Source organism: Luteimonas kalidii, assembly GCF_029887935.1.
Taxonomy (GTDB): Bacteria; Pseudomonadota; Gammaproteobacteria; order Xanthomonadales; family Xanthomonadaceae; genus Luteimonas; species Luteimonas kalidii.
Map to the genome: position 1 here is coordinate 91,556 of NZ_JARXRO010000020.1, position 25,351 is coordinate 116,906.

The 25,351-nt window shown below is 71.5% G+C and carries 19 protein-coding genes; 9 read left to right on the forward strand and 10 right to left on the reverse strand.

All coding sequences use genetic code 11. The features are described 5' to 3' along the window. Window positions 1-2: 2 nt before the first annotated feature. The 5 genes from nirB to QFW81_RS13920 form a co-directional block, all read right to left on the reverse strand. The gene (nirB, locus tag QFW81_RS13900; protein WP_280579610.1) at window positions 3-2,459 is read right to left on the reverse strand and encodes a nitrite reductase large subunit NirB; all 2,457 of its coding nucleotides are present in this window, start codon (window positions 2,457-2,459) and stop codon (window positions 3-5) included. Continuing rightward, window positions 2,456-2,944, reverse strand: coding sequence for a GNAT family N-acetyltransferase (locus QFW81_RS13905; RefSeq protein WP_280579611.1), 489 nt, complete (start codon window positions 2,942-2,944; stop codon window positions 2,456-2,458). Before QFW81_RS13905 ends, nirB begins: the two co-directional genes overlap by 4 nt. A 2-nt stretch (window positions 2,945-2,946) precedes the next feature. Continuing rightward, a complete protein-coding gene (locus QFW81_RS13910) occupies window positions 2,947-4,116 on the reverse strand; it encodes an MFS transporter (RefSeq protein ID WP_280580531.1) in 1,170 nt (389 codons plus the stop codon). An 817-nt stretch (window positions 4,117-4,933) separates the two neighbouring features. Further along, entirely contained in the window at window positions 4,934-6,010 is a 1,077-nt protein-coding gene (locus tag QFW81_RS13915) for a CmpA/NrtA family ABC transporter substrate-binding protein (RefSeq protein ID WP_280579612.1), read from the reverse strand. After that, window positions 6,007-6,582, reverse strand: coding sequence for an ANTAR domain-containing response regulator (locus QFW81_RS13920; protein WP_280579613.1), 576 nt, complete (start codon window positions 6,580-6,582; stop codon window positions 6,007-6,009). Before QFW81_RS13920 ends, QFW81_RS13915 begins: the two co-directional genes overlap by 4 nt. Before the next feature lie 95 nt (window positions 6,583-6,677). Here QFW81_RS13920 and QFW81_RS13925 point away from each other — a divergent pair, with 95 nt between their 5' ends. Continuing rightward, entirely contained in the window at window positions 6,678-7,685 is a 1,008-nt protein-coding gene (locus tag QFW81_RS13925) for a precorrin-2 dehydrogenase/sirohydrochlorin ferrochelatase family protein (RefSeq protein ID WP_280579614.1), read from the forward strand. Between the two features lie 226 nt (window positions 7,686-7,911). Here QFW81_RS13925 and QFW81_RS13930 read toward each other — a convergent pair whose 3' ends face one another. Then, window positions 7,912-9,630, reverse strand: coding sequence for a GAF domain-containing protein (locus QFW81_RS13930; protein WP_280579615.1), 1,719 nt, complete (start codon window positions 9,628-9,630; stop codon window positions 7,912-7,914). A 2-nt stretch (window positions 9,631-9,632) separates the two neighbouring features. Further along, the gene (locus tag QFW81_RS13935) at window positions 9,633-10,067 is read right to left on the reverse strand and encodes a biliverdin-producing heme oxygenase (RefSeq protein WP_280579616.1); all 435 of its coding nucleotides are present in this window, start codon (window positions 10,065-10,067) and stop codon (window positions 9,633-9,635) included. A 280-nt stretch (window positions 10,068-10,347) separates the two neighbouring features. Here QFW81_RS13935 and QFW81_RS13940 point away from each other — a divergent pair, with 280 nt between their 5' ends. After that, entirely contained in the window at window positions 10,348-11,250 is a 903-nt protein-coding gene (locus tag QFW81_RS13940; RefSeq protein WP_425604048.1) for an alpha/beta fold hydrolase, read from the forward strand. A 109-nt stretch (window positions 11,251-11,359) separates the two neighbouring features. On the opposite strand, the gene QFW81_RS13945 is transcribed toward QFW81_RS13940, so the two are convergent. After that, window positions 11,360-11,791 (reverse strand): YkgJ family cysteine cluster protein, encoded by a 432-nt coding sequence (locus QFW81_RS13945; RefSeq protein ID WP_280579617.1) that lies wholly within the window; start codon window positions 11,789-11,791, stop codon window positions 11,360-11,362. A gap of 193 nt (window positions 11,792-11,984) precedes the next feature. Between QFW81_RS13945 and oleC the strand changes: the two genes are divergently transcribed. From oleC to QFW81_RS13975, 6 genes are all read left to right on the forward strand, one after another. Then, window positions 11,985-13,622, forward strand: coding sequence for an olefin beta-lactone synthetase (oleC, locus tag QFW81_RS13950; protein ID WP_280579619.1), 1,638 nt, complete (start codon window positions 11,985-11,987; stop codon window positions 13,620-13,622). Continuing rightward, window positions 13,619-14,635, forward strand: coding sequence for a 2-alkyl-3-oxoalkanoate reductase (gene oleD, locus QFW81_RS13955; RefSeq protein WP_280579621.1), 1,017 nt, complete (start codon window positions 13,619-13,621; stop codon window positions 14,633-14,635). Before oleC ends, oleD begins: the two co-directional genes overlap by 4 nt. A 137-nt stretch (window positions 14,636-14,772) precedes the next feature. After that, on the forward strand, window positions 14,773-14,931 hold the full coding sequence (locus QFW81_RS13960) for a DUF1328 domain-containing protein (RefSeq protein ID WP_149102795.1): 159 nt from the start codon (window positions 14,773-14,775) through the stop codon (window positions 14,929-14,931). Window positions 14,932-15,034: 103 nt separating this feature from the next. Further along, on the forward strand, window positions 15,035-15,685 hold the full coding sequence (locus tag QFW81_RS13965) for a ubiquinone biosynthesis accessory factor UbiJ (RefSeq protein WP_280579624.1): 651 nt from the start codon (window positions 15,035-15,037) through the stop codon (window positions 15,683-15,685). Further along, window positions 15,682-17,352: a ubiquinone biosynthesis regulatory protein kinase UbiB gene (gene ubiB / locus QFW81_RS13970; protein ID WP_280579626.1), complete on the forward strand. Its 1,671-nt coding sequence runs from the start codon at window positions 15,682-15,684 to the stop codon at window positions 17,350-17,352. The genes QFW81_RS13965 and ubiB overlap by 4 nt, the downstream gene beginning before the upstream one ends. A gap of 194 nt (window positions 17,353-17,546) precedes the next feature. After that, window positions 17,547-20,159, forward strand: coding sequence for a TonB-dependent receptor plug domain-containing protein (locus QFW81_RS13975; protein ID WP_280579628.1), 2,613 nt, complete (start codon window positions 17,547-17,549; stop codon window positions 20,157-20,159). Here the strand turns inward: QFW81_RS13975 and QFW81_RS13980 are convergent. Continuing rightward, window positions 20,156-20,584, reverse strand: a complete 429-nt coding sequence (locus QFW81_RS13980) for a hypothetical protein (RefSeq protein ID WP_280579629.1) — start codon at window positions 20,582-20,584, stop codon at window positions 20,156-20,158. The genes QFW81_RS13975 and QFW81_RS13980 overlap by 4 nt on opposite strands. 160 nt (window positions 20,585-20,744) lie before the next feature. Here QFW81_RS13980 and QFW81_RS13985 point away from each other — a divergent pair, with 160 nt between their 5' ends. After that, entirely contained in the window at window positions 20,745-21,314 is a 570-nt protein-coding gene (locus QFW81_RS13985) for a type 1 glutamine amidotransferase domain-containing protein (RefSeq protein ID WP_280579630.1), read from the forward strand. Window positions 21,315-21,418: 104 nt separating this feature from the next. Here the strand turns inward: QFW81_RS13985 and QFW81_RS13990 are convergent, their stop codons facing one another. After that, entirely contained in the window at window positions 21,419-25,351 is a 3,933-nt protein-coding gene (locus QFW81_RS13990) for a translocation/assembly module TamB domain-containing protein (RefSeq protein WP_280579631.1), read from the reverse strand.

Genomic DNA, 25,351 nt, shown 5'->3' on the forward strand with positions numbered 1-25,351 from the left:
GTTCAGTCCTCCAGTGCGACGGCGATCGGCCGCGCGAGCTTGAGCGGCGTGTACTCGCGCGGCGTGCTGCCGGCGATGCGCGCGGCCCAGGGGTCGGGCAGGCCCTCGAGCGCGAACAGCAGGCGCTCGAACAGCGCGCGGCGGTTGGCCGCGTCCTCCACCACCTTCTGCTTCACGTACTCCAGGCCGACGCGCTCGATGTAGTGCACGGTGCGGTCCAGGTAGTAGGCCTCCTCGCGGTAGAGCTGCAGGAAGGCGCCGGTGTACTCCTTCACCTCCTCGGCGGTCTTGACCTTGCACAGGAAGCGCGCGACCTCGGTCTTGATGCCTCCGTTGCCGCCGACGTGGAGTTCCCAGCCCGAATCCACCGCGATGATGCCCACGTCCTTGATGCCGGATTCGGCGCAGTTGCGCGGGCAGCCGGAGACCGCCAGCTTGACCTTGTGCGGGCTCCACATATTGGCCAGCATCGTTTCCAGGTCGATGCCCATCTGGGTGCTGTTCTGGGTACCGAAGCGGCAGAACTCGCTGCCCACGCAGGTCTTCACGGTGCGGATCGACTTGCCGTAGGCGTGGCCGGACTTCATCCCGAGGTCCTTCCACACGCCCACCAGGTCTTCCTTCTTCACCCCGAGCAGGTCGATGCGCTGGCCGCCCGTCACCTTGACCATCGGCACCGCGTACTTGTCGGCGACATCGGCGATGCGGCGCAGTTCGCTCGCGTTGGTCACGCCGCCCTTCATCTGCGGGATCACCGAGAACGTGCCGTCCTTCTGGATGTTGGCGTGCGCGCGCTCGTTGATGAAGCGGCTCTGCGGATCGTCCACCGCCTCGCGCGGCCAGGTCGAGAGCATGTAGTAGTTGATCGCCGGCCGGCAGGTGGCGCAGCCGTTGGGGGTACGCCATTCCATAAAGGCGTAGGCCTGCGCGTGGCTGACCAGGTGGTGGTCGCGGACCGCCTGGCGCACTTCGGCGTGGGTACGGTCGGTGCAACCGCACACCGCCTTGGTCTTGGGCGTTTCCTGGAAGTTCGAGCCCAGGCAGTTCATCAGGATCTGCTCGACCAGGCCGGTACACGAACCGCAGGAACTCGCTGCCTTCGTGTGCTTCTTGACCTCGTCGACGGTGAACAGTCCCTGCCCGCGCACCGCATTGACGATGGTGCCCTTGCACACGCCGTTGCAGCCGCAGACTTCGTCCGCATCGGCCATGCTCGCGGCCCGGTCCTGGCCGCCGGTACCGCTGTCGCCGAGCGCGGTCTCGCCGAAGGCGAGCGTGTCGCGACGGTCGCCGATCGGGCTGCCGTCCCTGATCTGGCGGAAGTACCAGGCGCCGTCGCCGGTGTCGCCGTACAGGCAGGCACCGATGAGTCTGTCGTCGCGGATGACGAGCTTCTTGTACAGGCCGCCGGCCGGATCGGAGAGCACGATCTCCTCGGTGCCTTCGCCGCCCATGAACTCGCCGGCCGAGAACAGGTCGATGCCGGTCACCTTCAGCTTGGTCGACACCGACGAGCCCTTGTAGATGCCGATGCCGTAGGTGGCCAGGTGGTTGGCGCAGATCTTCGCCTGCTCGAACAGCGGCGCGACCAGGCCGTAGGCGATGCCGCGATGCGCGGCGCATTCGCCGACCGCATACACGCGCGGGTCGAAGGTCTGCAGGCTGTCGTCGACCACGATGCCGCGGTTGCAGTGGATGCCGGCCGCCTGTGCGAGCGTGGTGTTGGGGCGGATGCCGGCGGCCATCACCACCAGGTCGGCCGGCACCTCTTCGCCATCGGAGAAGCGGACACCGACGACTTCACCGGCCTCGTTGCCCAGGATTTCAGTGGTCGAGGTGTTGAGCCGGAACGCCAGCCCGCGCTGCGCGAGCGACTTCTCCAGCAGCGCGCCGGCGACCGGGTCGAGCTGGCGCTCCAGCAGCCAGCCGGCCAGGTGGACCACGGTCACGTCCATGCCGCGCAGCTTCAGTCCGTTGGCCGCTTCCAGACCCAGCAGGCCGCCGCCGATCACCACCGCGTGCGTCTTCACCTTCGCGGTGTCGATCATCGTGCGCGTGTCGTGGATGTCGCGGTAGCCGATCACGCCCTTCAGGTCCTTGCCCGGCACCGGCAGGATGAAAGGCACCGAGCCGGTGGCGAGCAGCAGGCGGTCGTACTCGGCCTGCGTGCCGTCGCTGGCGACGACCTTGCGGCGAACGCGATCGATCTTCGTGACTTCCTTGCCCAGGTGCAGGGTGATGCCGTGCTCGACGTACCACGACAGCGGATTGAGCACGATCTCGTCGAAGTCCTGCTCGCCGGCCAGCACCGGCGAAAGCAGGATGCGGTTGTAGTTCGGGTGCGGCTCGGCGCCGAACACCGTGATCTCGTACATGTCCGGCTGCAGCTTGAGCAGTTCCTCGAGCGTACGGATACCGGCCATGCCGTTGCCGACCACCACCAGTCTTGGTTTCTTCATTGCCGGGTCCCGTCTTGCGCGCCGGACAGGGCGCGGGTCATGAAGGTGCTGCAGGGGTCTTCGACGTAACCGGCGAACGGGCCGCAGGTCTCGAAACCAAAACGCGCGTACAGCGCGCGCGCCGGCGCGAACTTCGGCTGGGTGCCCGTCTCCAGGCTCAGGCGGCGGTAACCGCGCCTGGACGCTTCGTCCATCACCTGCGTGAGCAGCGCCGCCGCCACGCCGCGACGCCGCGCCGCGGGTTCGGTGCGCATCGACTTCACCTCGCCGTGCGTGGAGTCGAGTTCGCGCAGCGCGGCGCAGCCGAGCAGCGCGTCGCCCTCCCACGCGCTCCAGAAGGTGATGTCGGGCGCGCGCAGGCGCGCGAGGTCGAGCGCGTGCACGCTCTCGGGCGGCGAGATGCGGTGCATCTCGTCCAGGTGCGCCTGCAGCAGGGCCGCGATCTGCGGTCCGTGCAGCGGGTCGACGGCGATGTGCAGCGGCATGCTCAGACCCTCGCCGCGCCGGCGGCGGCCCAGTGCAGGCGCCAGCGCTGCTTCACCCCGACCAGGCACAGCGATGCCGACAGCGCGATCGCCGAGAACAGCCACAGGCCCAGCGCATACGAGCCCAGCTGCTGCTTGACCACGCCGAGGCCGGCCGCGAGCAGGAATCCGCCCACGCCGCCGGCCATGCCGATCAGCCCGGTCATCAGCCCGATCTCGGCGCCGAAACGCTGCGGTACCAGTTGGAACACCGCCCCGTTGCCCGCACCCAGGCACAGCAGCGTGAGCACGAACAGCGCCACCGTCGCCACCGCCCCGCCCACGCCGAGCGCCGCCGCCGCCACCAGCGCGGTGACCGCGACGTACACCATCTGCAGGGTGCGCGTGCCACCGATGCGGTCGGCGATCACGCCGCCGATCGGGCGCATCACCGAGCCGGCCAGGACGCAGGCCGCCGTGGCCCAGCCGGCGAGTTTCGGTTCGAACCCGAACTGGTCGTGGAAATAGCCCGGCAGCGCGCTGGCGAAGCCGGCGAAACCGCCGAAGGTGATCGCGTAGAACAGCATGAACCACCACGAGTCGCGGTTGCCGACCAGCACCGTGGCGTAGTCGCGCAACTGCTTGCGCGCCACCGGCACCGGCGCGTCCTTCGCGCACAGCGCGAACACCACCAGCACCACCAGCAGTGGCAGGCAGGCCAGGCCGAAGACATTGCGGAAGCCGAACGCCGCCGCCAGCGCGGGGGCGAACAGCGCGGCGAGCACGGTGCCCGAGTTGCCGGCACCGGCGATGCCCAGCGCCGTGCCCTGGTGCTCGGGCGGATACCAGCGCGAGGCCAGCGGCAGGGCGACCGCGAACGACGCACCGGCCACGCCCAGCATCAGGCCCAGCAGCAGGACCTGGCCGAAGCTGTGCACGCCCAGCCGCCACGCCACCAGCAGCGCGCCGATCACCAGCACCTGCGCCAGCAGGCCGGTGCGCCGGGCGCCGATGCGGTCGGCCAGCATGCCCAGGAACAGCCGCAGCACCGCACCGCACAGGATCGGCACGGCCACCATCAGCGCCCGCTGCTGGGTGTCGAGCGCCAGCACCTCGGCGATCTGCACCTGCATCGGACCCAGCAGGTACCAGACCATGAAGCTCAGGTCGAAGTAGAGGAAGGCGGCCAACAGCGTGGGCGTGTGCCCGGCCTGCCAGAAGGATCGGTTCATCGGCGTGCTCCGAGGAGAGGCCGCCGTCGGGCGCCGGGGGACACCACGACTTCGGCCGGTGGAAACGAAAAACGGCGCCCTCCGGGGTGGCCGGAGAGACGCCGTTGTCGGCGACCCAGGGCCGCCGTTGGCCTCGGGTCGGAATCTGGTTGTGCGGGCGCGTCGTTGCGCCCGACAGTTATTGCATCGCAACACGCGTGCCAAGCGCATGCGCCAGCCGCGGCCCCGAGGTGCCCAACGTGTCCAGACCTTACGGTGCCGTCCCGGATCCTCTGCCGGATCAAATGCTTGGGCGTCACATCGCCGTCACGCGGCGCACTCGACGCCCTGTGTCGCCGTCAGTGTGCTGACCAGCGATGGAAGGCGACCCGGGCCTGTTATCCCCAACAAGGTGCAAGCGATGCACCTGTACGGTGCTTTCGAGCAGGCAGGGCGTCTGTGGTCGTGCAGTGCCTAGCGATTGCCGGCTGCCGGGGGCCTCTCTCGGTTTTTGCTCACCGGAGACAGGCAAATTCCGATCGCGCAGCCGGAGGGGTCCGGGCGGGGGTTGCGCAAGCGGCACACGGATGTGCCGCGGCCGCGAGTGCGGACAGGGATGTCTGCCCGAGCGGTGCGCGACCCCCGTCCGGACCCCTCCGGCCCCTCCGAAGGCGCGTCTTGCGCTCCATTCGAGACTCTGGATGTCGCGATCGCAGTCGCCGCTCGTCCCCGCCAGGAAGAGCGTGGGAACAGTCGCAAGCATGTGCTCGCGCGCTCGCATGCCTCCGACCGCGAGCCGCTAATCCCAGCGCATCCCATCGAACAGCACGCTGGTGCGCGTCTCGCCGCGCGGGAGCGGCACCCCGACCTGGAGCGCGGCCAGCCGATAGCTGTCGAGGCGATGGATCTCCTCCAGGCGCGCGTCGTCGCCGGTCGCGTCCGCGCCCAGCCAACCCCAGCGGCGGAACTGGTGCAGGAACCAGCGCCCGTCCGACAGCCACGGGAAGTTCACCTCGCCATCGCCGTGGAAGCGCAACCGGGCGACACGCGGCGTGGTGTCTGGCGGCAGCAGGCAGTCGACCAGACTGGCCACGGGCAGGTCGATCGCGCCGTCGTCCGCCAGCCACTGCGCCGCCTGCGCGCGATGGTCTGGATCCTCGTCCAGCCAGCGGCAGGCCTCGAGCACCGCGGCCGTGAGTGCAGTCGCCGCCTCCGGCTCCAGTGCCGCGAACGCGCGTCGGCAGGCCAGCACCTTTTCCGGATGCCCGGGCCAGATCTCGCCGCTGCGGATCACCCGCGCGCCGGCGCCCAGTGCCTCTGCCTGGGCCGCCCACGGCTCCCCGGCGCAGTAGCCCTGTATCTCGCCGCGCGCCAGCGCCGTCGGCATCTCCGGCGGCGGCAGCGTCAGCGCCTGCACCTCGTGCAGCGGGTCGATCCCTTGCGCCGCCAGCCAGTAGTACAGCCACATCGCGTGGGTGCCGGTGGGGAAGGTCTGCGCCAGCTGCGGCCGCCGAGCCGGCACGTCCAGGGCCTCGCGCAGGGTCGCCCCTGCGCGCAGGCGCTGCGCCGCCTCCGGCGCAAGCACGATCGCCTGGCCGTTCTGGTTGAGCACCATCAGCACCGCCATCGGCGCCTGCGGTCCGCCGATGCCGGCGTCGACGCCGTAGACCATGCCGGCGAGCGCATGCGCGGCATCGAGTTCGCCCGACAGCAGCTTGTCGCGCACCGCCGCCCACGAACCCTGCCGTCGCAGCTCCAGCTGCAGGCCATGCGTACGGTCGAATCCCATCCGCACCGCCACCACCAGCGGCGCGCAGTCCACCAGCGGCATGTAGCCCAGGCGCAGGGGGCGGAGCGTTCCGGCGATGCGCGTCATCCCAGCAGGTCCGCCATCGACAGGATCCGGCGCGCCACGTCGGCCAGTTTGAGGTTCTGTCGCATCGCCTGCTGGCGCAGCGCCGCGTAGGCGTCGCGTTCGCTCATGCCGCGTTTCTCCATCAGCAGGCCCTTGGCCTGTTCGATCTGCTTGCGGTCCTGCAGCTGCTGCTGCACGCCTTCGAGCTGCTGGCGCAGCTGCGATTCCTGTTCGAAGCGCGCCAGCGCCACCTGGATGATCGGCCGCAGCCGCGACGGCGCCAGCCCGTCGACCACGTAGGCCGCCACGCCCGCGCCGACCGCGGCGCGGATCAGCTGTTCGTCGCCGTTGGCCGAGAACATCACCACCGGGCGCGGTGCGTGCCGGTGCAGCATCGCCAGCTGTTCCAGCGCGTCGCGCGAGGGCGAATCGACGTCGAGGATCACCACGTCCGGCCGGTGCGCCTCCACCACCTTGAGCAGCGTGGCCACGCCGTCCACCACGTCCAGCACCTCGTGCCCGGCCGCGACCAGCGCGGCCCGCAGGTCGCCGATCGGCTTGGCCGTGTCGCTGATGAGGAGGATGCGGGGCATGCCTGTGGCGGCCGGCTGGCTGGCGGGAGCGGGGGGTTGGCGCTATGTTGCCTTGCAACATAGTCGCTCGCGACGCGGTTTGCCAAGGAGCCCCGATGCCGCTGTATCCCCTGTTCGCCGACCTGGCCGGTCGCGAGGTGCTGGTCGTCGGCGGCGGCGAGGTCGCGCTGCGCAAGGTCGAGGCGCTGCTGCAGGCCGGCGCCCGGGTCCGGCTGCACGCGCACGAACTGCATCCGGTGCTCGCCGGCTGGATCGACGCCGGGCGGATCGACCGCCTGCGCGGCGACTTCGACCCGGCGTGGATCGACGCCGCCTGGCTGATGGTGGTGGCGACCGACGACGGCGCGTTCAACGCCACGCTCGCGGCGCAGGCGGGCGCGCGGCGCCGGTTCGCCAACGTGGTCGACGATGCCGCGCTCTCCACCTTCCAGGTGCCGGCGGTGATCGATCGTGCGCCCCTGCAACTCGCGATCTCCTCAGGCGGCGCCGCGCCGATGCTGGCCCGCCGACTGCGCGAACGCCTGGAGGCCGAACTCGATCCCGCGCTGGGCGCGCTCGCCGGCCTGTTCGCCCGCCACCGCACGGCGATCCGCGCGCGGCTGCCGGAACTCGGACACCGGCGGCGCTGGTTCGATGCGGTCATCGATGGCCCCGTGCCGGCACTGCTGCGCGAGGGGCGCGATGCGGACGCCGCGCAGGCGTTCCTGGCGATGCTGGACGATGCGGGCATGGTTCCGGCCGGTGGCCGCGCCAGCCTGGTCGGCACCGGTCCCGGCGACCCCGGCCAGCTCACGCTCGCCGCGCTGCGGGCGATGGCCCTGGCCGACGTGCTGCTGGTGGACGCCGCGGTGGCCGCGCCGGTGCTGGCGCTGGCGCGCAAGGACGCCACGCGGGAGCTGGCGCCGGGCGATCCGGACGCTTGTTCCGGGCGCGTACGCGACCACGCCGGCGCCGGTCGCCATGTGGTCTGGCTGCGGCCGGGCGATGGCTTCCGCGAGGCGCCCTTCGATGCGATCGCGACCGCACTGCGCGAGGCGGCGTGGCCATGCGAAGTGCATGCGGGCGTCGGCGACCCCGCCGCGTGGAAGAGGGCGGGCGCGTGACGTCGACATGGAACCGGACCTCCGCGCGGCCGTGCAGGCAACGGGCGCACCAGGCGTACCGCGCCGCCGTCCTCCGGCGTCTTCGCATGGCGAAGCCTCGCACGCGGTAGCGGAAACCCGGCGCGGTCCGGCGCATCCGGATGCACGGTGAGGAACGAAGCCCCGTCGGCGGGGCTGCCAATCGGTGCCTGCTGCCGATCCGACGCAGCGCCAGGCGTGGCGGGATCTACTCCGCGGCGACGCTGGCCGAGGTGATCAGCGACTGCAGGTCGTCTTCGAGCCGGGAGATGCGTTCGGCCAGCAGCGCGGTTTCCGTCGGGCTCACGTGCACCAGGCCGTCCAGCAGTTCCGACAGTTGCACCAGCCGGTCGCGGTGCTGGCGCACGTCGAGGCGGCTGCGGCGGCCGCGCAGGTCGCCGACCTCGGTCGGCGCGCCGACGCGCCGGCAGTACTCGCGCAGCACCAGGCCCATGCGCGACGCGGCGCGCAGGTCGGCATCGCTCCAGGGTTCGCTGCTGCCGCGCACGGTCTCGTGCCAGGCGCCGAAACTCTCGCGCGGGCCGATCCGGGTGCCGTCGCCGTCGACCACGAACGGCTCGTCCGGGCGGCCGGCCCAGCGCACGTCCTCGACCTGCTCGCAGCGGAAGTACAGCAGCCACTCCTCGCGGGCCGGATCGAGCGCCAGCGCCAGCACGCCGGCGATGCCGTCGGCAGCCTGCGGGCTCGGGCTCCAGTCGTCGACGCGCGCCGTGTATGCGGGCGCGCCCGGTCCCGAAACCCGCGCCAGCCAGGCCAGCAGGTCGGGGATGCGTTCGGCCGGCGGCGTGCGCCCGGCACTGTGCCAGTGCCCGGACCGCAGCAACGCCACCCCGTCCGCGCGCAATGCGCGCAGCAGCAGGTCCAGTTCGCTGGCCAGCGCCAGGCGTGCGTCGCTGGCATGGGCCAGGCGCACCGCCAGCGTGTCGCGCACGCCTCTCGTTTCCTCCTCGGTACGCGCGGCCTCCTGCTGTTCGCGCGCGGCCACGCGCATCGACACGAACAGGCCGAACAGGTCGGCCGCCGCGCGTACGCCGGGCGACAGATGACGCACGGCGCGGTGGTGGCAGGCGATCAGGCCCCACAGGCGGCCGCCGGCGACGATCGAGATCGACATGGACGCGGCCACGCCCATGTTCGCCAGGTACTCCAGGTGCACCGGCGAGACGCTGCGCAGTGACAGCTGGCCGAGGTCGAGCGGTTCGCCGCGCACGTCGCGGTCGGGCAGGATCGGCACCGGCGCATAGCGCGCGTCCGGAATCACGCGGATGCGGTTGTGCAGGTACAGGCGCCTGGCCTGGGGCGGGATGTCGGAGGCCGGATAGCGCAGGCCGAGGTAGGGCGGCATCGCCGAGTCGCGAGATTCGGCCACCACCTCGCCCGAGTCGTCGTGCAGGAAGCGGTACACCATCACCCGGTCGTAGCCGGTGAGCAGGCGTACCTGTTCGGCGACCCGCTGGTGGAAGCTGTCGTCGGCGCCGCCCTGGGCGACGCGCGCGATCATCGCCTGCGCCACCACCGTCGGCGAGCGCTCGCCCGCGGTGCGCGCCTGCGGCTCGATCTCGATGTGCACCAGCCCGTCGGCGACATGCACCCCCACTTCGCACAGCATGGCCAGCGGACCGATGTTGGCCACCGCGGCGCGCTGCGCGGGCGCGCCGGGCTCGCTGAAGTCGACCGCCTCGGCGATGGTCTGGATCACGTCGTCGGTGATGAACTCGCGCAGCGAATGGCGCAGCATGTCCTCCGGCGCCACCGCGGCGAGCGCCTCGATGTTGGCCGAGACATGGTGGATCGACCAGTCCGGCAGCCGGCAGCTGATCAGGTATCCATGCGGCTGGATCGCACCCGACAGGTGGATCGGCTCGTTGGCGCAGACCTGGAGCGCGCGTTCGAGTTCGGGGGTCATCGTCACGACTCCTTGCCGTGGATCACGGGAATGCGCTCGAAACCGCGCTCGAAACACGAGCGCACCAGTGCGAAGGCGGCGCGTGCGCCTTCCTCGGCCTGGGCCATGCGCACGGCGTCGTCGACGTCCAGGGCCTGCAGCCGCGCCTGCAGCGCGCCCCATTCGTCGGACGTCGCGTGGCGATCGAGGAAGCGTGCGCCGCGGTCGGGATCGAAACCCAGCGCACGCGCATCACGCAGCAGCACGCGCGCACCCATGCTGCTGCCGGCCATCACGTATTCCCAGCCCAGGCGCGCGGCCTGTCCGGCCACTGCGCGATGCGTGCCTTCGGCGGTCAGCGGGAGCAGCGAGAGCGCGGTGAGGTCGCGCGCCAGCCACGCCGAGTGGCGCGGCACGGCATCGATCGTGCGTTCGAAGTCGGCGGCGAACCGGTGCATGCCCAGGATGTAGCGGCGATAGGTGGCGACCGAATCCAGCCCGTGCGGAAACAGCCCGTCGACCTGTCCATGCAGCTGCGCGGTGGCCGCGCGCAGGCGCTCCCGTGCTCCGCCGATGGCGGGGATGGAGGGAGTGCCCGGGGTGATGGCGGCGTCGATGGCGGGAAGGATACCGGCCCGTACGCTGGCTGCCGCCGCAGTCGATTCAGGAAGATGAGCAAACCGTCCACACCCCGCGCCATCGCTACAATGTCGGTCTTCACGAACCTGTCCCGTTCCCGTGCCCTACCCCGATTACGACTTCGCCAGCCATCGATTCGAGGTCCGTCCCGGGATCAGGATGCACTACCTGGACGAAGGCCCGCGCGACGGTGAGGTGGTGCTGGCCCTGCACGGCAATCCGTCGTGGAGCTACTACTGGCGCCATCTCGTCCATGGGCTGCGCGACCGCTATCGCGTCGTCGTGCCCGATCATGTCGGCATGGGGCTTTCGGACAAGCCCGACGACGATGCCGGCGCCGTGCCGCGCTACGACTACACCCTGCAGTCGCGGGTCGACGACATCGGCGTGCTGCTCGCGCACCTGGGCATCGACGGCCCGCTGACCCTGGCGGTGCACGACTGGGGCGGGATGATCGGATTCGGATGGGCGCTGGCGGCTCCCGAGCGCGTGCGGCGGCTGGTGGTGCTCAACACCGCCGCCTTCCCGATGCCGGCGGGCAAGCCGATGCCGTGGCAGATCGCGCTGGGCCGCGATTACCACATCGGCGAACTGGTGATCCGGGGATTCAATGCGTTCTCCGCCGGTGCCTCGCACCTCGGCGTCGAGCGGCGCATGCCGCGCGCGGTGCGTCGCGCCTACGTGGCGCCCTACGACAGCTGGCACAACCGCATCGCGACCGTGCGCTTCATGCAGGACATTCCGCTGGCCGAAGGCGACCGCGCGTGGCCGCTGGTGGCGGCGTCGGCCGAGCGCCTGGCCGGCTATGCCGACCGCCCTGCCTTCCTGGGGTGGGGGCTGAAGGACTTCGTCTTCGACGAAGACTTCCTCGACCGCTTCCGTGCCGCGTGGCCGCAGGCCGAGGTGCATGCGTTCGAGGACGCCGGCCACTACGTGCTGGAGGACCGGCACGCGGTGCTGGTCCCCGCCATCCGCGCCTTTCTCGATCGCCACCCGCTCTGACGGCCATCGCGCGGGGCGGGGAAGGGCGCGCGGTGGGGCCGGGGTGCCATGCGTGCGCCGGGGAAGTTCGACCGGATCGCGCCACGCGCAGGCACGCGGTGTTCGGCGCTCACGCCGCGAGCGGAGGCAGCCTGGGCGCGGGCGGCGTGTTGCCGTTGTCGTCGGGACGGTCGCCATCGTTGCCGGCGGGGTCGCGCCAGCGCCAGTCGGCGGGGCCGAGTAGCGGGAGGCCATGCGCGAGCCGGGCCTTGTCGCACTGCGGGCTGGCCCGCCCGTGTTCCCACGAGGCGTCGACCTCACGGCACACCGAGGGCCGCTGCGGGTGGATCGTGCAGCGCGAATACACCCCGATCTCGGCATCCAGGGCGATGCAGCGCACCGGTTCGGAATAGGTGCCGCGCATGCACAGGCGGTGGGCGTCGAGGCGCTCGGTGAGCCCGGCGGGGACGCCGCCGGCGACGGCATCGTCGGCTTCCATCCAGTGGAACGCCACCCGGTACCGCGTGCAGCAGGCGCCGCAGGTGAGGCAGGGATGCGGCATGGCGGCGGCAGCGGCAGCAGGGGGATGCGGATTCTTCGCCCAGCCGGCGCCCCGCGCAAGAGGCGCGCCGTCCCCGTAGCCCGGGTCAGCAAAGCGCACCCGGGGCCCGCGCGACTCATGCCATTGCCGCCCGATCGGCATGACCGCAGCGCGTGTGCCCGAGCGGTACCGCCCCGCGGGCGATAATCCCGGCATGAACCCACCGTGCAACATCGCCGCCGCGCTGCCGCGGCTGGCGGCCGAGGCGCCCGGGCGCGTCGCCATGCGCAGCCCGGGGCGTGACGGCCGGTACGCGCACGCATTGACCTACGGCGAGCTGGATGCGCGCAGCGACGCGATCGCCGCAGGACTCGCCCGCCACGGCATCGGGCGCGGCACGCGCACGGTGCTGATGGTGCGGCCGACGCCCGAGTTCTTCCTGCTGATGTTCGCGCTGTTCAAGGCCGGCGCGGTGCCGGTGCTGGTGGACCCCGGCATCGACCGGCGGGCGCTGCGGCAGTGCCTCGACGAAGCGCAGCCGGAGGCCTTCATCGGCATCCCGCTGGCGCATCTGGCGCGCGTGCTGCTGGGCTGGGCGAAGGGCGTGCGGGTGCGCATCACCACCGGCCGCCGTGCGTGGCTGGCCGATGCCACGCTCGACCGGGTCGAACGCGACGGCAGCGGCGCCGGCCCGCAGCTGACCGACACCTCGCCCGACGACGTCGCGGCGATCCTGTTCACCAGCGGCTCGACCGGCGTGCCCAAGGGCGTGGTGTACCGCCACCGCCACTTCGTCGCCCAGGTCGAACTGCTGCGGGCGGCGTTCGGGATCGAGGCGGGCGGGATCGACTTCCCGACGTTCCCGCCGTTCGCCCTGTTCGATCCCGCGCTGGGGCTGACCTCGATCATTCCCGACATGGATCCCACCCGGCCGGCGCGAGCCGACCCGCACCGGCTGCATGCCGCGATCGCGCGCTACGGCGTCGACCAGCTGTTCGGGTCGCCGGCGCTGATGCGCGTGCTGGCCGAGCACGGCGCGCCACTGCCGACGCTCCGCAGGGTGACCTCGGCGGGTGCACCCGTGCCGCCCGAAGTCGTGGCGCGGATGCTGGAGCTGCTGCCCGGCGACGCACGATTCTGGACGCCGTACGGCGCCACCGAATGCCTGCCGGTGGCGGTGATCGAAGGCCGCGAACTGCTGGCGCTGCGCGAACGCACCGAGCAGGGCGCAGGCACCTGCGTCGGCCGTCCGGTGCCGCCGAACGATGTCCGCATCATCCGCATCACCGACGCGGCCATCGAGGCGTGGTCGGACGACCTGCTGGTCGCGCCCGGCGAGGTGGGCGAGATCACCGTCGCCGGTCCCACCGCCACCGATGCGTATTTCAACCGCGAGGCGCAGACGCGGCTGGCGAAGATCCGCGAGCCTCGAGGCGAGGCCGGGCGCGTGGTCCATCGCATGGGCGATCTCGGCTGGTTCGACGACGAAGGGCGACTGTGGTTCTGCGGACGCAAGTCGCACCGGGTGGAGACTGCCGATGGACCGCTCTACACCGAGCAGGTCGAGCCGGTGTTCAACGTGCATCCGGACGTGCGCCGGACCGCGCTGGTGGGCGTCGGCGCACCGGGCGCACGGCAACCCGTACTGTGCGTCGAGACCATGCCGCGGATCGCACGCCGCGAACGGTCGCGCATCGCGCACGAACTGCGCGCGATCGGGGCACGCCTGCCGCACACCGCGCGCATCGAACGCATCGCGTTCCATCCGCGCTTCCCGGTCGACATCCGCCACAACGCCAAGATCGGCCGCGAAGCGCTGGCGCGCTGGGCCGCAGGCAGGAGCCGCGCATGAAGATCCTCGTCACCGGTGGGGGCGGCTTTCTCGGACAGGCGCTGTGCCGCGGCCTGGTCGAACGCGGTCACGACGTCTCCAGCTTCAATCGGGGCCACTACCCGGAACTCGACGCGATCGGCGTGCGCCAGCTGCGCGGCGACCTGGCCGACGCCGATGCCGTGCGCGCCGCTGCCGGCGGGGGGATGGAGGCGATCTTCCACAATGCCGCCAAGGCCGGCGCCTGGGGCAGCTACGACAGCTACCACCGGGCCAACGTGCTGGGCACGCGCCACGTGCTGGCAGCCTGCCGGGCCCACGGCATCGGCCGGCTGGTGTACACCTCGACGCCCAGCGTGACCCACCGCAAGACGCATCCGGTCGAAGGCGGCACCGCGGACACCGTGCCCTATGGCGAGGGCTTCAAGGCGCCGTACGCGACCACCAAGCTGATCGCGGAGCAGGAGGTGCTGGCCGCCAACGGCACCGTCGTGGCCGACGGCGCGCAGCTGGCCACCGTCGCGCTGCGCCCGCGGCTGATCTGGGGGCCGGGCGACCAGCAGATCCTGCCGCGCCTGGTCGAACGCGCGCAGGCCGGACGGCTGCGTTTCGTCGGTGGCGGCGACAACCTGATCGACACCACCTACATCGACAACGCGGCCCAGGCCCATTTCGACGCGTTCGAGCACCTCGCCCCGGACGCCGCCTGCGCCGGTCGCGCGTATTTCATCAGCAACGGCGAGCCCAGGCCGACGCGCGAGATCGTCAACGCGCTGCTCGCCGCGGCAGGCGCGCCCCAGGTGCAGGGCTTGATCCCGTTCGGGCTGGCGTATGCGATCGGCGCGGCGTGCGAGACGCTGTGGCCGTTGCTGCGGCTGCAGGGCGAGCCGCCGATGACGCGTTTCCTGGCCGAGCAGCTGAGCACGACGCACTGGTATTCGATGGCGCCCGCGACGCGGGATTTCGGCTACGTGCCACGGGTGACCATCGCCGAAGGGCTGCAGCGCCTGCAGGCTTCCCTGCAGCAGGAGTGAACCGGCCCACCGTCGCATCGTCCTGCTTTCACGACGGGATCACCCGGTGCTCACCCGGCCGCGACCCGGGCCCGCGTAGCGTTCGCCTGCACCCCCCAATCCCTCGCGGCCAATGGCCGCCGCCCAGGAGACGCTCCATGCTCAGATACGCCGTCATCTTCTTCGTCATCGCGCTCATTGCCGCCGTGCTCGGCTTCAGTGGCGTCGCCGGCGCGGCCACCAATATCGCCTGGATCCTGTTCGTGGTGTTCGTGATCCTGGCGATCGTGTCGCTGCTGCGCGGCAAGCGCGTCTAGCGCCATCGCGATTGCGAAACGCGAAGGGCCCGCCGACCGGCGGGCCCTTTTTCATGGCCGATCCACGTCCTCGCGGCACGCGGGGCAGCCGCTACAATGCGACATGGCCCTCTTCCCGCCCTCCCCATTCGACGCGATCAAGCCGATCGCCGGCCGCGCGCTGGAGGCGGCGCTCAACCGCGCGATCGCACTCGACCCCGACACACGCGACGCGCTGGGCCGGCTCGACGGACGGCGCATCACGCTGGCGGTGCAGTCGCCCCCCATCGCCCTGTCGCTGCAGGTGTCGGGTGACCGGCTCGTGGTCGGCCCCGCGGACGCCGGGTCCGAACCCGACCTGGCGGTCAGCGCCACGCTAGCCGGCATGCTCGGGCAGTTGCCGTTCCTGCGCCGCGATGATGCCGCGCCGGTCGGCCGGGTGCGGGTCTCGGGCGATGCCGAACTCGCGCGCCAGTTGCAGCGCCTGGCCGAACGCTTCGACCCGGACTGGCAGCAGCCGTTCGTGTCCGTGTTCGGCGAGGTGGTCGGCGTGCAGCTGGCCAACGCCTTCGCCGGTGCGCTGGGACAGGCGCGCATCGTCGGGCGCAACCTGGCGCAGAGCGCGGCCGAGTACGTGACCGAGGAATCGCGCGACGTGGTCGCGCGCGCCGAACTCGACGCGTTCCTCGACGACGTCGACGTGCTGCGCGAGGACGTCGATCGCCTCGCCGCGCGCGTCGCGCGGATGGGCGCGCGGGTCGGGACCGGGGCGTGAACACCGTCCTGCGCGCCGCACGCATCGGCCGCGTGCTGCTGCGCTACCGGCTGGACGACCTGCTCGACCAGACCCCCGCCGAGCGCTGGCTGAAGCTGATGCGGCCGTTCGTGCCGCGCGCGCAGGCCGCGATCGCGGCCCAGTCGCGCGGTGCGCGCCTGCGGCTGGCGCTGCAGGAACTGGGGCCGATCTTCGTCAAGTTCGGGCAGATCCTCTCCACCCGACGCGACCTGCTGCCGCCGGACCTGGTGGACGAGCTTTCGCTGCTGCAGGATCAGGTCGCTCCATTCGATGGCGACGCCGCGCGCGCGATCGTCGAGTCCGAACTCGGTGCGCCGGTGGCCACGCTGTACGCCGCGTTCGAGACCGCGCCGCTGGCTTCGGCCTCGATCGCGCAGGTGCACGCCGCCACCCTGCACCCGGTGGGCGACGCGCCGCCGCGCGAGGTGGTGGTGAAGGTGCTGCGGCCCGGGATCGAGAAGCAGATCGCGGGCGACGTCGCCCTGCTCGGCAGCCTCGCCGCACTGGTCGACCGCACCCATCCCAATGCCGACAAGATCCGCCCGCGCGAGATCGTGGCCGAGATCGAGAACACGCTGGCGGCCGAGCTCGACCTGCAGCGCGAAGGCGCCAACGCCTCGGTGCTGCGCCGCCACTGGCTCGATTCGGCCGACCTGTACGTGCCCGAGCCGATCTGGACCCACACCGCGCAGCGCGTGCTCACGCTCGAGCGCGTGCGCGGCATCAACAGCGACGACATCGCCGCGCTGGATGCCGCCGGCATCGACCGCCGCGCGCTGGCCGCCAAGGGCGTGCGCGTGTTCTACACCCAGGTGTTCCGCGACAACTTCTTCCATGCCGACGCGCACGCCGGCAACATCTGGGTCGACCCGGAACGTCGCGACAACCCGCGCTTCATCGCGCTGGATTTCGGGATCATGGGCCAGCTCTCCAGCGAGGACCAGTACTACCTCGCCGAGAACTTCATGGCGATCTTCAACAAGGACTACCGGCGCGTGGCCGAGCTGCACGTGCAGGCCGGCTGGATGCCCGCGCATATCCGCATCGACGAACTCGAGGCCGCCGCGCGCGCCGTGTGCGAGCCGTACTTCACCCGGCCGCTGTCGGAGATCTCGCTCGGCGAGGTGCTGGGCAAGCTGTTCCGCACCGCGCAGCGCTACGAGCTGACCCTGCAGCCGCAGCTGATCCTGATGCAGAAGACCCTGCTGACGATCGAGGGCATCGGCCGCCTGCTGGACCCGAAGATCGACATCTGGGCGGTGGCGCGACCGGTGCTCGAGCGCATCCTGGTCGAGCGCTACAGTCCCCAGCGCCTGGCGGCCGAGTTCCGCAAGCGCATGCCCGAGATGGTCACCCGCGCGCCGGAGGTGCCGCGCCTGCTGCACGCGTGGCTGCAGCAGCAGGTCGAAGGGCGGCACGAACTGCGCATGCGTTCGCGCGACATCGTCGAGATCACGCAGACGCTCAAGACCATGCAGCGGCGGATCGTCGCCGCGATCCTCGGCGTCGGCCTGCTGATCGCCGCCGCGGTGCTGTACGCGCTCGAGGCCGGCGGCCCTGCCTTCCTCGGCGTGCCGCTGTCCTCCTGGGTCGCCGGCGTCGGCGGCCTGTGGGCGATCCTCGCGGCGCTGCCGCGGCGCGGCTAGTCGCGGCACGTTCGCGGAACCGCCGGGCGGCGGTCGCCATTCCGGTCGTTTTCCGCGTGTTTCGTCCGGTGGAACTGTGATCCCCGTCGCGTCGGGATGTTTCAAACCTGTTAATTCTTGCGTGGGGACCGCAGGTCCCCGCGCCGGTCCTGTGGGGGGAGCCGGGCGACCTCCCACTCGCAAGGACTCCGCCCATGATCAATGCACGCGCGTGCACGACGCTTCGAATTTCCAGCACCCCGCTGGCCATCGCGATCCGCTCGGCCCTGGTTCTCGCCACCCTGGCCGCAGGCGCCACCGCCATGGCGCAGACCCCGCCGCCCACCGACGGAACCGCCGGTTCGGACGCCGCCACCCTGGACACGGTGTCCGTACTCGGCTCGCGCAACAAGCCGCGTTCGGTGTCCTCGTCGGCGGTGCCGATCGACATCATCGGCGGCGATGAGTTCCGCAACCAGGGCGCCACCGATGCGCTCGACCAGCTGCGCGTGGTGGTGCCCTCGTTCAACGTCAGCACCATCCCGATCGACGACGCGGCCAGCCTGGTACGCCCGGCCAACCTGCGCGGGCTGCCGCCGGACAATACCCTGGTGCTGGTCAACGGCAAGCGCTTCCACCGCTCGGCGGTGATCACCTTCCTGGGCCATGGCCTGTCGGACGGGTCGCAGGGTCCGGACATCTCGGTGTTCCCGTCGCTGGCGCTGGAGCAGGTGGAAGTGCTGCGCGACGGCGCCGCGGCGCAGTACGGCTCCGATGCGATCGCCGGCGTGCTCAACTTCAGCCTCAAGCGGCTCGACACGGGCGGCGCCGTGGAAGCTTTCGCCGGCGAGTATTACGAGGGCGACGGATTCTCGCAGGTCTACAGCGCGCAGATCGGTATGCCGCTCACCGCCAGCGGCTTCGCCACCTTCACCGCGGAATGGCGCCAGGCCGATCCGACGTCGCGCAGCGTGCAGCGCGACGATGCCGCCGAGGCGATCGCCGCCGGCTATCCGGCGGTGCCGGTACCGGCGCAGGTCTGGGGCTCGCCCGAGGTGAAGGAGGACGCGAAGTTCGTCGCCAACCTCGGGATCACGGGGGAAAGCGTCGAGGCCTACCTGTTCGGCAACTACGCGCAGCGCGAGATCGACGGCGGGTTCTACTACCGCAGTCCGACCGGACGTTCGGGCGTCTACACCAACGACGGCGGGCAGACGCTGCTGGTGGGTTCGCCCAGCGGCGCGGCCTGTCCGACGATCGCGCTGCGCGATGCCGACGGCAACCTGTTGCCTTACGCGACGGTGAGCGGTGCGGTGGCGGCGCTGCCGGGCGACTGCTTCTCGTTCCTGTCGCTGTTCCCGGGCGGCTTCACCCCGCGCTTCGGCGGCGAGCTGGAGGACATGTCGGTGACGGGCGGCCTGCGCGGCATGTGGGGCGACGGATGGTCGTGGGACGCGAGCGTCAGCTACGGCAGGAACGAGATCGACTTCTACATCTACAACACGGTCAACGCCTCGCTCGGCCCGGCCCAGCCATCGGGCTATTTCTTCCGGCCGGGCGGCAACGTGCAGACCGAGACCGGCGTCAACTTCGACATCGGCAAGGACATCGCCACCGGTTTCACCAGCGAGCCGCTGCGACTGGCGGCGGGCCTGGAATGGCGCGATGAGGAATTCCAGACGCGCCAGGGCGATGCGCCCTCGACCGGGATCGGGCCGCTGACCGAGCAGGGCTTCGCCATCGGCTCCAACGGCTTCAACGGCTTCAGTCCGCGCACGGCCGGCACCTGGAGCCGCAGCAACTGGGCCGCCTATGTCGACGTCGAGGCGATGTTCACCGATCGCTTCCTGCTCGCGGCGGCGCTGCGCTACGAGGATTTCGACGATTTCGGCACCACCACCAACGGCAAGCTCACCGCGCGCTACGACTTCACCGACGCGTTCGCCGTGCGCGCCGCCGCCAGCACCGGCTTCCGCGCGCCGACGCCGGGGCAGGCGAACGTCAGCCAGATCACCACCGCCTTCGTCGGCACCGAACTGCGCGACGTCGCCACCCTGCCGCCGACCAACATCATCGCCGAGCTCAAGGGTGCGCAACCGCTGGCGCCCGAGGAATCGACCAACCTCTCGCTGGGCCTGGTGTTCGACAGCGGTCCCTGGCTGTTCACCGCCGACGCCTACCGGATCCGGACCGAGGACCGGATCGCGCTCTCGCGCTACTTCGCGCTCACCGACGAGGAACGCGAGCAGCTGGTGGAGTCGGGCGCGACCGAGGCCGCTTCGCTGAGCGAGGTGACCTACTTCGGCAACGCCTTCGACACCACCACCACCGGGCTGGACGTGGTCACCAGCTACCAGAGCGAACTGTTCGGCGCCAGCACCACGTTCTCGCTCGCTGCGAACTGGAACCGCACCGAGGTCGACCGCTACGACGCCGACTTCATCGACGAGGCGCGGGTGTACAAGATCGAGGAATCGCTGCCCACCACCAAGGGTTACTTCAGCGTGCTGCACCAGCGCGAGGTGTTCCACGCCAACCTGCGGCTGAGCTACTACGGATCGTGGTTCGAGGACCACCTCGACAGCGGCGTGATCAGCGCCGAGGACGGCGGGCTGCCGATCTACGGGGACAGCGCGGTGATCGTCGACGCCGAGGTGGGCTGGAGGTTCGCCAACGGTGTGTACGTCAACGTCGGCGCGCAGAACCTGTTCGACGAAACGCCCGACGACAATCCCTGGGGCGGGATCGCCGGCGCGGCCTATCCCGTGCATTCGCCCTACGGGTTCAACGGCGGCTTCTACTACGCGCGGGTGGGCTGGAAGTTCTAGCGGGCCGCGTCCCCGGGCGGTCCGCGTCGTGCGGGCCGCCTGCGGTCAAAGCCTGCGGCCAGCCGCCAGCCCAGCCACACCTGCAGCGGCAGCGACGCGAGCAGCCCGAGCGTGAACCAGGAGGGGAAGTCCGCCCCCATGGTGATGGCGGCGTACAAGGCGGCGGTCAGGTAGGTCGCGAAGAACGCCCACGCGTGCGCCCGCCGCGCAACCGCTGCGGCTGCCACGCCGACGAAGGCGCCCGTGGTGCCCGCCGCGAACACCCAGGCCAGGTCGACCGCCAGCCGCAACGTGCCGCCCCGCGGCAGGCCGACCGCCTCCGACAGCCAGCCGCCGACCAGGTTCACGGTCGGAATCGAGACGACCGCGAGCGCGATGGCGGCGAGGCTGCGGGCGGCGATGGTCCAGCGCGACGGGGCAGGCATGCAGCGGGTTCCTCGGAGCGGACAGGATGATGAACGGCGCAGGCGGCTGCAACGCCTGCGACGCATGGTGTTGTTGACTCCGCATGCACGCCGCCTTCGCGCGTTGTGAGCAGGGCGAGGTCCAGCATGTCGTGCTCCATCCCCCCAACGGAGTAAGACCATGAGTCATCTCGCAGGCAAGCGCGTCGCCATCCTCGCCGCCGACGGCTTCGAACAGTCCGAACTGCTCGAACCGCTCAAGGCGCTCAAGCAGCACGAGGCGACGGTCGACGTGGTCTCGCCCGGATCCGGGCAGATCCAGGGCTTCAAGCATTTCGAAAAGGGCGAGCAGGTGGCGGTCGACATCAAGCTGTCCGAGGCCGACGCCGGCAAGTACGATGCCCTGGTGATCCCCGGCGGCCTGTTCAACCCCGATGCGCTGCGCGTGGACGATCAGGCGCTGGCCTTCACCCGCGAATTCTTCAAGGCCGGCAAGCCGGTGGCGGCGATCTGCCACGGTCCCTGGGTCCTGGCCAATGCCGACGTGCTCAAGGGCCGGACGGTGACCTCGGTGCCCAACATCCGCAAGGACCTCGAGAACGCGGGCGCGAAATGGGTCGACGAGGAAGTCGTCGTCGACCAGGGCCTGATCACCAGCCGCACCCCCGACGACCTGCCGGCGTTCTGCGCCAAGCTGGTCGAGGAGATCGACGAGGGCAAGCACGGCGGCCAGAAGCGCTCGGTCGCCTGATCCGATCGCGTTGCGACGATGCGGCGCCGTCCGGCCGGGCGGCGCCGCACGCGTGTCCGGTCGCCGTGCATGCGCCCGGAAATGCGGAGATGCGCCAGCGGGCGCTAGTCGCGCTCGTGGCGATAGTTGATCGAGCCGCGGCTTTCCAGCGTGCTCGATTCGATCTCGACGTCGAAGCCCTTGCGCAGCAGGTACTTCAGCGTGAGTACCTGGCCGGTCCCCAGCAGCGACACCCCGAAGCCGACGTACAGCCGCGGCGAGAGCTGCTTGCCGAAGCCGAGCACGCTGCCGCCGAGCGCACGCGATTCCGACACGCCCGCGTTGTCCAGCCCGATCCGTGCGCCCAGCTGGCCGGCGAGCATGCTGCCGCCGGCGGTGAGCGCCGCCGACGCCGCGTCGAGCTGCCGGCCCTCGGTGCTCGACAGGTTCGACAGCGGACGACCGAGCGCGAGATAGGACAGCGCCTGTGAATCGTCGGTGGCCGGGTCGGTCCAGACCTGGGCCTGCGGCGCCGAGGCGCGACCGGTGACGCTGATGCCGGCGGTGACGTCGTGCGCCTCGATCTCGCGTTCGGCGCGGATGTCGAGCAGCGGATCGGACACCGGACCGTTGAACGTCAGGCGCCCGCGCGTGACCTGGAGCTTCTGGCCATAGGCACTGTATTGCCCGCCGACCTCCAGCATCCCGCTGCCGGTCATCTCGCGCCCGGGCTGGGCGCGCACGTGCATGCGGCCGCCCAATGTTCCGTCGAGCCCGAAGCCGCGCAGACGCACGTCCTCGCCCATCGCCAGGGTCAGGTCCAGCTGCAGGGGCGATGCGGCGCCTGCGTCGGGATCGACCGGGTCGAGCACCACCACATCCGGCGACACCGACACACCCCGCTCGAGCCGCTCGAGGTCGAGCATCGCGCTGGGCACGGTGACAGTGCCCGACACCGACAGCGGCTGGCCGGCCGCGTAGCGCACCTCGATCTCGGGATCGGCCACGATGCGCAGGTCGCGCGTATCCGACAGCAGCACGTCGTCACCGCGCACGCGCAGCAGCAGCGGCGCATTGGTGTCGCGCCAGTCCAGGCTGCCGTCGAGCGCCAGCACGCCCTCGCCCGAGCGCACGCTGCCGGTGATGCGCGCGGCGCCGTCGGGCTGCGCGAGCAGGCTGACGTCGCCCTGTTCGAGCACGATGCCCAGCGACGGCACCTCGGTGCTGAAGTCCGTCAGGCGCGCCTGCCCGCCGAGCGCAGGCTGCCCGCGGGTGCCGCCCAGGTCGATGTTGGCGCTCAGCCGTCCGGTGGGCTCGACGATGTCGGGCGACAGCAGCTCCACCCAGGTCAGCTCATCGGTATCGGCGACGATCTCGCCGTCCAGCGGCGAGGTCGCGTCCCAGCCGGTGGCGATGCGCGCGCGCACGTGGCCGTCCTCGTTGAACACGGTGGCCATCGTCGCTTCGATCCGTGCCGGGTCGAATTCTGCGTCGAGCCGCAGGTCGCGGTACTGCAGCAGGTCCCGGCGCGAGCGTTCGCTGTTGCGCAGGCCGCCCTCGGCCGAGCGCACCGACACGCTGCCCTGCCACGCGCGCCCGGCGGGCCGCAGTTCGCCATCCAGGTCGATCTCGCCGCGCAACAGCCATGGCCGCCCGCCCTCGCGCTCGGGCAGGTAGGGCGTGGCCAGCGCCAGCGGCAGTCCCGTGCCCTCGACCCGCAGCCCGCGCCGCGGCCACTGCGCGTCGGCGCAGAGCGAACCGCCGTCGGACGCGGCGAAGCAGCTGCGCGTGAGCGTCCAGTCCGCGCCGTCGACGGTGTACTGCGCCGGCGCCTGCAGGCGCCAGGTCGCGCCCCGCGTGGGCTGCAACTCGAACGCACCCAGCGCGCCGCTCCAGCGCGTGCCGCGCCGTCGTGCCGTGCCCTGCAGCGCGAGGGTGCCCAGCGCTTCGCTGCGCGCCTGTGCGTCCAGCTGGAGATCCTCGACCGCCCCGCGCGCGTCGATCCGCACGCTGTCGAGCGCCACGCCTGCCTGCACGCCGCTGCCTTCCAGCACCAGGGCGCCATTGGCGCGCGACCACGGCATCCGCCCCTGTGCGCGCAGCGACTGCGCGGCGTAGTCGCCCCAGCGCAGGCCGCTGCCGGTGAGGTCGGCCTCGAGGTCCGGCGCGCTGCGCGTGCCGCGCGCCTGCAGCGTGCCGCGCAGCATGCCGGACGCGTCGGGCAGCAGGTCGGCGAGGTCGAGCGGCGCGAAGCGCGCGTCGAGTTCGAGCGTCTCGCGCACGAAGCCGTCCGCCTCCAGCCGGCTGTCGCCGAGGCTGAGCGCGACCTCGCCCTCGTAGTCGGTGCGGGTGCTGCCGGTGGCCGGGCCAAGGATCGCCACGCGCGCCTGGCCACCGAGGCGGCGCCCACGCAGGGTGCCGCCGAGCGAGTCGGCGTCGACCGTGATGTCCAGGCCACCGTCGGCGCGCGTCGCGCCGGTGCTGGCCAGCTGGCCATCGACCGCGCCATCCCAGCCGGGCGCGAAGTACCCGGGGTCGAAGCCGGCCAGTGCCGCGTCGATGCGCCAGCCCAGGACCGGCGCCCAGGCGGCCTCGCCGGTCGCGTCGAGCGTGCCCGAGGGCATGGTCGCGCGCAGCGTCTGCAGCCGCAGGCGTTCCAGGTTGCCGCGACCGGTGAAATCGACCGCGGCCTGCAGCGCATCGCGTTCGAGCGTGGCCTTGCCGGTGGCGGTCCAGTCGCGGCTGCGGCCGGCGATGCCGAAGTCGGCGTCGACGCCGATCGCGGGCGCGGGATCGGCCGGCTCGGGATCGGCCGTCTCCGTCGTGCCGCCGAACCGCAGTCCGCGCGCGTTGATCGCGAACTGGAAGCGCGCGTCGCGCGGCTCGCGGAAATCGCCTTGTCCGCTGGCGCGGATGCGTCCGTCGAAGACGTCAAACACCAGCGGCTGCAGCGACAGCACCTGGTCCTCAAGCCTGATCTTCGAGGGCTGCAGCACCGCCTCCAGCGTGCCCTGGCGGAAGGTGCCGCGCAGGTCCGCGGCGCCGCCTATGCCGTCGGCGGACAGCGAGAACGCGATCGGCGTGCCGGGTTCGCCGCTGCCGGCCAGCAGTCCGGGGTCGAGTGCGTCCGAGCCGGCGCGCAGTGTCCAGCGCTTGCCGCGCAGCGTGAGCTGCGCGCGCAGCGGATCGGGCACGTGTCCGACGATGGCGACGTCCATTGCGTCCAGGTCGCCACGCGCGACCACGCCGATGCGCGGGCGCGGGCGCGGGAAGGGCGCGGGCAGCAGTGCGCTGGCGGTGAGGTCGGTGCGGTAGTGGTCGTCGGGGGCGTACACGCCATCGACGGTGAAGCGGCCGCGGTCGCTGTCGACCACCAGCGACGCCACGTGCAGTTCGCCCTGGCGCGCATCGATACCGCCGCGGATCGTCGCGATGTCGATCAGCGCCGCGCCGGCGCGGCTCACGCGCAGGCCGTCGACGCGGATGGTGTCGGACTCGAGCGACAGGGGCAGGTTGATCCGCGGCAGGACCTCGGGCCAGGTCGGCATCTCGAACGGCTCGTCGGCGCTGGCCGGCAGGTCGAGCGTCGCGCCGTCCACGTCCATCGCGTCCAGTCGCAGGCGCCGGCCGACCAGCGGCGTGATCTCCGGGTCGATCATCACCCGGCGCGCGGTGAAGGTGAGTACGGTCGGGGTCTCGCACTGGCCGTAGGCCACCGGTTCGCCATCGACATCCGGGCAGCCCCGCTGCACGTAGCGCACGTCGTGCAGCACCAGCGGGCCGGCGGCCGGGCCCTCCGCGCGCGCCCAGGTGAGCCGGGTGCCCTCGGGCAGCGCCCCGGCGATGCGCGCCAGCAGGAAGTCGCGGCCGCCGAAGGTCGCCAGCAGCCAGTACACCAGTGCAGCGCCCAGCACCACCAGCGCGGCGGTGCCGATCGCACTGCGGATCGCCAGCACCCGCAGCCGCCGGCGGCGGCGCTCGCGCAGTTCGGCGATGCGGCGTTCGCGTTCCTCGGGCGTCAGGTCGTCGGGCAGGCGCGGGCGTCGGCGGAAGGCCAT